This is a genomic window from Clostridium sp. D5, assembly GCF_000190355.1.
Lineage (GTDB): Bacteria > Bacillota > Clostridia > Lachnospirales > Lachnospiraceae > Faecalicatena > Faecalicatena fissicatena_A.
On record NZ_GL870809.1, the window covers coordinates 78378 to 86453 of the forward strand.

The 8076-nt window shown below is 46.0% G+C and carries 7 protein-coding genes and 1 tRNA gene; 7 read left to right on the top strand and 1 reads right to left on the bottom strand.

Annotated features, from left to right (window positions below; all coding sequences use genetic code 11):
* The first annotated feature begins 89 nt into the window (after positions 1-89).
* From HMPREF0240_RS00360 to HMPREF0240_RS00385, 6 genes are all read left to right on the top strand, one after another.
* Entirely contained in the window at positions 90-914 is an 825-nt protein-coding gene (locus HMPREF0240_RS00360) for an AraC family transcriptional regulator (RefSeq protein ID WP_009001472.1), read from the top strand.
* A 102-nt stretch (positions 915-1016) separates the two neighbouring features.
* On the top strand, positions 1017-1634 hold the full coding sequence (locus HMPREF0240_RS00365) for a DUF4867 family protein (RefSeq protein ID WP_009001473.1): 618 nt from the start codon (positions 1017-1019) through the stop codon (positions 1632-1634).
* A gap of 149 nt (positions 1635-1783) precedes the next feature.
* Positions 1784-3268, top strand: coding sequence for an L-fucose/L-arabinose isomerase family protein (locus HMPREF0240_RS00370; RefSeq protein ID WP_009001474.1), 1485 nt, complete (start codon positions 1784-1786; stop codon positions 3266-3268).
* A 96-nt stretch (positions 3269-3364) separates the two neighbouring features.
* Complete coding sequence (gene xylB, locus HMPREF0240_RS00375; protein WP_009001475.1) at positions 3365-4837, top strand: xylulokinase; 1473 nt, start codon at positions 3365-3367, stop codon at positions 4835-4837.
* Between the two features lie 178 nt (positions 4838-5015).
* Positions 5016-5654 (top strand): lactate utilization protein, encoded by a 639-nt coding sequence (locus HMPREF0240_RS00380; RefSeq protein WP_009001476.1) that lies wholly within the window; start codon positions 5016-5018, stop codon positions 5652-5654.
* Positions 5655-6074: 420 nt separating this feature from the next.
* Entirely contained in the window at positions 6075-6434 is a 360-nt protein-coding gene (locus tag HMPREF0240_RS00385) for a hypothetical protein (RefSeq protein WP_198137753.1), read from the top strand.
* A 237-nt stretch (positions 6435-6671) separates the two neighbouring features.
* Here HMPREF0240_RS00385 and HMPREF0240_RS00390 read toward each other — a convergent pair.
* Positions 6672-6742: transfer RNA gene (locus HMPREF0240_RS00390), tRNA-Cys, on the bottom strand.
* Between the two features lie 343 nt (positions 6743-7085).
* On the opposite strand from HMPREF0240_RS00390, the gene HMPREF0240_RS24885 reads away from it, so the two are divergent.
* Positions 7086-7181 (top strand): putative holin-like toxin, encoded by a 96-nt coding sequence (locus HMPREF0240_RS24885; RefSeq protein ID WP_347462556.1) that lies wholly within the window; start codon positions 7086-7088, stop codon positions 7179-7181.
* The last annotated feature ends 895 nt before the right edge of the window (positions 7182-8076 follow it).

The following is an 8076-nucleotide window of genomic DNA, read 5'->3' on the forward strand; positions in this document are numbered from 1 at the left end:
ATAGTCCGCATTGCAGATACACTCTGGTATTTAGTTGGAATTTGCGGTATAATAAATAAATTTATAGCAGATAGAATGGAGGCGATAAGATGGAATACAGTCATGAACTGATTGTACCGAATGAAGACTTGCCGTTTAAGGTATTTGTTTTTGAGGGCAGAGAAGGGAAATACTTCAGGGATAAGCACTGGCACCGGTCGATTGAAATATTTGCGGTTTATGAAGGCCGGATTTCATTTTATATTAACGAAGAAGAGTATCTTCTTCAGCCGGGGCAATTTATGGTAGTGAATTCCAATGAAATCCATTCAGTGGATTCCCCGGAACCAAATATGACCGTCGTCATTCAGATTCCGCTGAAAGTTTTTGAAAAGTATTATACAGGAGAGCATTTTATCAGTTTCACTCATGATGTAAAGTCGCAGGATGAGAGAATGATGATACTGCTGTCTTCCATTTACCGGGCGTATACAGAAAAAAGGTGCGGATATGACCTGAAAGTGCAAAGTTTGTTTTATGAACTTCTTTATCTGCTGGTCACGAAATACCGGGAGACACAAGTAAGTCGTGAGAGGGTAAAAAAGAGCCATAAACTGAACAGGCTGTCCGTGATTACTTCCTATGTGAAGGATCACTATAGCGAGGAACTGTCGCTTGAGCGTCTGGCAGAAATTTTTGGCTACTCGCCTACATATTTATCTAGAATGTTCCAGAAATACGCAGGAATTAACTATATGTCTTATCTGCAGAGCATCCGGGTGGAATATGCTTTTCAGGAGCTGGCGAATACGGAGAGAACAATCAGTGAAATTGCACTGGAAAATGGTTTCCCAAACAGCAAAGCGCTGGCAAAGGCATTTCGGAAGAAGTATGGGATGCTGCCAAGCGAATACAGGAAAAGGACAAGAAAGTGACATTGAGTAGATAAATATTTGGTCGAAAAGCACAGGATAAACTGATAAAATTACCTCATAAGGATAAAATTGAACAAATATAAATTCTTAGGAGGGATAATGATGGACATTCAAAAAATAACGGATTCTTCATTTGGCAAATATGGAAGAGTGCTGCAGGGATACTCAATCTGCAAGATTCTGAAAGAAATGGAACATACGCCTCTGCCGAAGGAAGTCATCTACGTAGCATCTGTTGAAGAGATGGAAGCGCTGCCGGAAGCGGAGGCCTTTAAGAATCGGGCATATGGCGGGCTGCCGATCCAGATCGGATATTGTAATGGGGATAACAACAAGCTGAACGGGTTGGAGTACCACCGGTCATCCGAGATCAATATTGCAGTTACAGATATGATTCTGCTGCTGGGAGCACAGCAGGACATTCAGGCAGATTTTACGTATGATACTTCCAGGGTGGAGGCATTTTTTGTGCCTGCGGGAACGATTGTGGAGATGTACGCAACAACCCTCCATTATGCACCGTGCACCGCGCAGCCCGGCGGTTTCAGATGTGTTGTCATTCTGCCGGAGGGGACGAACACAGAACTGACATTTGCACCAGGGAAGGATGGCGATGACTGCCTGATTACTGCAAAGAATAAATGGCTGATCGCACATGAAGACGCAAAAATCGATGGAGCATTCTGTGGCCTGAAGGGTGAAAACATTACACTGGGTTAACGGTTGGGAAGGCGTCTGGTACAGAGTCTGATAAGGAACTCCTGTTCTGCTTTGCGATTTATAGGAATCCCGGCATTATGGCGCGGAATGGATGAATGTGGCTGTAAGAAGTTAATAAGTTTATTAAAAGAGAAAGGAAGATACATAATATGAATAATATGCCAGAATTAAAAATTGGAGTAGTAGCTGTCAGCAGAGACTGTTTTCCGGAGAGTCTGTCCGTAAGCAGAAGAGAAGCGCTGATGAAGGCTTATAAAGAGAAATACGGAGAAGAGGGAATCTATGAATGTCCTGTCTGCATCGTGGAGAGTGAGATCCATATGGTACAGGCGCTGGAGGATGTAAAGAAAGAAGGGTGCAACGCACTCGTTGTCTATCTTGGCAACTTTGGGCCGGAGATTGCAGAGACACTGCTTGCAAAGCATTTTGACGGACCGAAGATGTTTATCGCTGCAGCCGAAGAGCGCGGCGATAATCTTGTGCAGGGCCGTGGGGATGCTTACTGTGGAATGCTTAATGCAAGCTATAACCTGAAACTGCGTAATATCAAAGCGTATATCCCGGAATATCCGGTTGGTACAGCAGAAGAGTGTGCAGATATGATCTATGAATTCAGACCGATAGCAAGAGCTGTCGCAGCACTGAATGACTTGAAGATTATCAGCTTCGGACCGCGCCCGCTGAACTTCCTGGCATGCAATGCCCCGATCAAACAGCTTTACAACCTGGGTGTAGAGATCGAAGAGAACTCCGAACTGGATTTATTTGAAGCATACAACAAACATGCTGATGACGAGAGAATTCCTGCTGTTGTAAAAGAGATGGAAGAGGAGCTTGGAACCGGCAACAAAAAACCGGAGATACTGGCAAGGCTTGCACAATACGAGATCACTCTCAAAGACTGGGTAGAGGAGCACAAGGGCTACAGAAAATACGTGGCTATCGCAGGAAAGTGCTGGCCGGCATTCCAGACACAGTTCGGTTTTGTGCCATGTTATGTAAACAGCCGTCTGACAGGCCAGGGGATTCCGGTATCCTGTGAGGTTGATATTTACGGGGCTCTGAGTGAGTTTATCGGAACCGTTGTAAGCGAAGACGCAGTTACACTGCTGGATATCAACAATACGGTGCCTGCGGACCTGTATAAAGAGGACATCGAAGGCAAATACAATTACACACAGAAAGACACCTTTATGGGATTCCATTGCGGCAACACAGCATCCGGCAAGCTTTCCTTCTGCGAGATGAAATACCAGATGATTATGGCAAGGGCTCTGCCGGAGGAAGTTACCCAGGGAACACTCGAAGGCGATATCGTGCCGGGAGACATCACATTCTTCAGGCTTCAGAGCACAGCAGACTGCAAACTGCGCGCATACATTGCCCAGGGAGAAGTGCTTCCTGTGGCAACCCGCTCATTCGGAGCCATAGGCATTTTCGCCATCCCGGAGATGGGAAGATTCTACCGCCATGTATTAATCGAGGGCAACTACCCGCATCACGGTGCAGTAGCATTCGGTAATTACGGCAAGGCACTGTTTGAAGTATTCAAGTATATAGGCGTTCCGGTGGAAGAGATCGGATATAACCAGCCGGCAGGCGTCCGCTATCCGACAGAGAATCCATGGAAATAAGCAGAATATTCTGAAAACGGAGAGCAAAGGGGTCAGACCCTCTTGCAGAGGGGTCTGACCCCTTTGAAGTTTCCGATGTATGGAATGGAGGTTATCATGTTATATATAGGTATAGATTTAGGAACTTCGGCAGTAAAGCTTCTGCTGATGGATGAAAACGGTAAAATTCACAATATTGTCTCCAGGGAATATCCGTTGTTCTTCCCCCACCCTGGCTGGTCAGAACAGAATCCTCAGGACTGGTATGCAGAAACTATAGAAGGGATCAGAGAGCTGACTGCAGATTGTGATAAATCTCAGGTTGCCGGAATCAGTTTTGGCGGTCAGATGCACGGACTTGTTGTACTGGATGAAAACGATGAAGTGATCCGTCCTGCTATTTTATGGAATGACGGAAGGACAGGCAGGGAAACGGATTATCTCAATCAGGCAGTGGGGAAAGAAAAATTGTCCGAGTATACTGCAAACATTGCTTTTGCAGGATTTACGGCTCCGAAGATCCTGTGGATGAAGGAAAATGAACCGGAAAACTTTGCGAAAATCAGCAAGATTATGCTGCCCAAAGATTATCTTGCATACAAACTGAGCGGTGTATTCTGCAGCGATTATTCTGATGCGTCCGGTATGCTCTTGATGGATGTGAAAAATAAATGCTGGTCAAAAGAAATGATGGAGATATGCGGGATCACAGATCAGCAGCTTCCTGCACTTTATGAGAGTTATGAAGTTGTAGGTAATATAAAAGCAGATCTGGCGGAAGCGTTTGGTTTCAACAGCAGTGTAAAAGTAATTGCAGGCGCAGGAGATAACGCGGCGGCAGCGGTAGGCACCGGAACGGTGGGGGACGGGATGTGCAATATCTCTCTCGGAACATCCGGTACCATCTTTATCTCCAGCAGCTCTTTTGGTGTGGATGACAACAATGCGCTGCATTCCTTTGCCCATGCAGACGGACACTATCATCTTATGGGATGTATGCTGAGCGCTGCATCGTGTAATAAGTGGTGGATGGATGAGATTTTGAAAACAAAAGAGTATGCAGCGGAGCAGGATGCAATCGTAAAACTGGGTGAAAACCAGGTATTTTATCTGCCATACCTGATGGGAGAACGCTCCCCGCATAATGACCCGAAAGCAAGAGCCACATTCACGGGAATGACCATGGACACGACGAGAGAAGAAATGACTCAGGCTGTACTGGAAGGCGTGGCATTTGGACTCCGGGATTCACTGGAAGTAGCCAGAAGCCTGGGGATTCGGATCGAAAGAACTAAAATCTGCGGCGGCGGTGCAAAGAGCCCGCTGTGGAAGAAGATCATTGCAAATGTCATGAATCTGAAAGTGGATGTCATAGAAAGCGAAGAGGGCCCCGGATACGGCGGAGCGATTCTGGCAGCAGTCGGCTGCGGAGAATATGCATCCGTAGAGGGCGCGGCAGGAAAGCTTGTTAAGGTGGTTGAGACCGTGGAACCGGATGCACAGATGGTAGAAAAATACGAGGAACGGTATCAGAAGTTCCGCAAGATATATCCGGCTATGAAGGGATTATTCCAGGAGCTGGCGGAGTAAAATGCAAAGGGGTCAGACCCTTCTGCAAAGGGGACAGTCCCCTTTGCCGGAGGGGTCTGACCCCTTTGAACTTCACCGTCACAAAATCGTTTCGTTAGCTGGATTTTTCTGTCGGTTATGTTTATAATGAAGAAGTGTATAGTAATAGCAAGCGTGTAGATGATCGGAGGATGAAAGTATGGAAAATTACCGTGGAGTACGCAATCAATTATTGGCAGAACACATCATAAAGAATCTTGAGAGCCGCAATATGGCAGGCTTTTATGCTGAAAGTAAAGAAGAAGCCCTGAAATTGGCTCTTGATATGATGCCAGCGGGGAGTACTGTCGGCTGGGGCGGTTCCGCATCTCTAACGGAAATCGGGCTGAAGCAGGCGGTTTGTGAGGGCGGCTATCAGGTGATTAACCGGGATGTCTGTAAGACACCGGAAGAAAAACGTAAGGCAGAACTTGCGTGTTTTGACTGCGATTATTTCCTGGCAAGTTCCAATGCCGTTACTCATGATGGGATCCTGGTGAATATTGATAAGTTCGGGAATCGGATCGCGGCCATTGCTTTCGGCGCTAAGAATGTGATACTAATTGTGGGAATGAATAAGGTGACTAAAAATGTGGAGGAAGCGGTAAGCCGTGTGCAGAATGAGGCTGCCCCTATCAATGCCATTCGCCTGAATACAGATACACCCTGTAAAAATAAGGGACTTTGTTATGACTGCAAAGGGGCAAATTCCAATTGCTGTCAGGTACTTGTGACTCGTAATTCAGGAGTCAGGGAAAGAATTAAAGTGATACTGGTCAATGAGAATCTGGGATTTTAATATGAGTGAAAAGGACTGCCTGAAACCGGGAGAGATTATCTCCTGATTACGGGCAGTCCTTATTTTAGCAGGGGTAAGCTTCCTATAGGCAGCAAGGCAGGGGAACGGCAGCTCCCTGTTTTTGATTTAATCCTCATTTGGCCTGCCTGCATAATCATGCACCTTTAAGTCAAAAACTCAAATAAGCATACAAGGGCAAGATTCATCCGGACACTTGAAGTTTCCAGACCAGATAAATATAGCATCTGCTGGTCATGTGCGGTATTTTTTAGGCATTTTCCCTGATGACACCGAGATATCAGTGCAATTTTTCGATGCCGTCAGAAGTATTCTGAATCAGTGCATCCCAATATGCCAGAATGCTAGAACGCGGAGACTTTAAATCATGAGCCAGTGCCTCTGCCATTTCAATGCGTTCCTGTGCTATTTTTCAACTGCCGCCAGGAGCCTAAGCGAGAAGAACGTGCAATTGCGTCTCTTGTGAGCAAGGACGTGGTCGGACTGATTATAAACACAACATCACCGGATAATGACTTTCTCTATGATTATGTGAACTGGGGAATTCTGATTGTATTGTGCGACAAAAAGCTCCGCAACTATAACCTGGATATAGTAGAAGAAGACATTAAAAGAATTATCACTACGCTTGTTCATCATCAGAAGGAACAGGGGGATACTCGTCCGGCTTTATTTATACAGGAAACGGTTCAGAATTCCGTAAAGAACATCCGTCGGAGCGCATTCTTGAATGCGGTAGCTGAGCATTTGGATATAATTTAGAAAATAATGTATACCGTATCAAGGAGAATGATATGGAAAGCGCCAAAGTAGAACTGCAGAAGTTCATGGCTATAGTGCAGCCGGATGAACCGAGACTCTGCGGAAAGAATCAACATTGAGAAAACTCGAGTAGTTTTCTATTTGATCACGAAAACGCTCCCCATACCAGGCAGGCCGGGTGCTCAGCACAGGCAAAAAAGAAAAGCCTCGGGAGATTAATCTACCGGGCTTTTTAAGAGGCACAGACCGGATTTGAACCGGTGATCAGGGTGTTGCAGACCCACGCCTTACCGCTTGGCTACTGCGCCTTATTTCACTGCTACGTACCCTATATCATACTCAAACAGCTCCTAAATTATACCAAAAAAAATAAGAAACGTCAAGAGCAGACGCAAAGTTTGTGAGCTGATGGGGGAAGAATAAATCGTAAATTATCAAAGCAAATCTAACTCCATATCTATCACTATTTGGATTCACTTTAGGGATCAGAAAAGCTGCATTAAGTGTGATAATTATGTAATAGTATACAAAAAACAGGAACCAGTTAGCAGACTATTGAACGGAATGGCCTTACATGATACACTTCCAGCAGAACAACCGTGTACAGGGTGGTAACCTCCCGGACTTCACAGAAGAGGGGAGGTGGTGATGATGGATATATCAGAAGCAATATCATTGATGTTGACATTCGGGATTTTTCTGATCGCGCTGCTTACCCACATAGATAGGAACAATAAGCGAAAATAAAAATGCCTACCCTGTCGGACCACAGGATAGGCGTTTGCCGTAAGGCGAATTCTTAACTAAAGAGGTTACCATTCTCGTGGCGGTTGTTCTCTTTGTGACTTCACTATAACATATCTCTTAAAATGATTCAAGTAGTTGCGTGGATAAGAGGGCGCCTTCGGGGAGCGTGGCTTCTGCCGGTGGGTGTGGAACTTTCTGTGTGCTTTCTGTACGCTTTCCGTTTGGCAACGAACCCTAGATAAAAACCATGCCGGATGGAAAGGCACCGGCGGCATTCACCCCGCAATTCTGATGAATTGCGCGGCTCAGGCCGCCTAAAAATCGGCTTCGGTGAGCCGATTTTTGCCTTTCCATCCGGCATGGTTTTTATCAAGGGTTCGTAGCCGCACTCTATGCGTACAGAAAGCACACAGAAAGTTCCACGCCCACCGGCAGAAGCCACGCTCCCCGAAAGCTAGGTGCCTCAAATGGGAAGGGAAAACGCGCCTTGGCGGCGCTAACGGGACCCGCGGATTGAACTGTCTGCCCGGATCTTGATATGAGACGTAAGTGATCGAAAACAATCTCTATTGCTTAAATATGAGACCATAATTATTTGTGCCAACTAATGTATAATCTAAAAACAAATAATTTCCCAGTTCAACCCCCATACGCATCCGCCGTATTCCATCCGCCTCTCCCGTCATTCCCCCCAGGATGAAAGCAAGAAACGTACCTACATGAAGAGCCCAGCCGTGAGAACCGGATATGGGGGTGTCTGGAAGCGTAGCAGGGGCTGTTAGCTGGAGTAAAGGAAAAAAGAGGGAAAAACGGGGTGAGATATGTGATCACAAATCACATATCTCCCTGGACCCAGCGTGCAAAGCCATCAAGGCTTTGGACGATGTGTCCAGGT

Coding starts and splice junctions, on each gene's coding strand:
- HMPREF0240_RS00360 (WP_009001472.1), top strand. CDS start 90: ATGGAATACAGTCATGAACTGATTGTACCGAATGAAGACTTGCCGTTT.
- HMPREF0240_RS00365 (WP_009001473.1), top strand. CDS start 1,017: ATGGACATTCAAAAAATAACGGATTCTTCATTTGGCAAATATGGAAGA.
- HMPREF0240_RS00370 (WP_009001474.1), top strand. CDS start 1,784: ATGAATAATATGCCAGAATTAAAAATTGGAGTAGTAGCTGTCAGCAGA.
- xylB (WP_009001475.1), top strand. CDS start 3,365: ATGTTATATATAGGTATAGATTTAGGAACTTCGGCAGTAAAGCTTCTG.
- HMPREF0240_RS00380 (WP_009001476.1), top strand. CDS start 5,016: ATGGAAAATTACCGTGGAGTACGCAATCAATTATTGGCAGAACACATC.
- HMPREF0240_RS24885 (WP_347462556.1), top strand. CDS start 7,086: ATGGATATATCAGAAGCAATATCATTGATGTTGACATTCGGGATTTTT.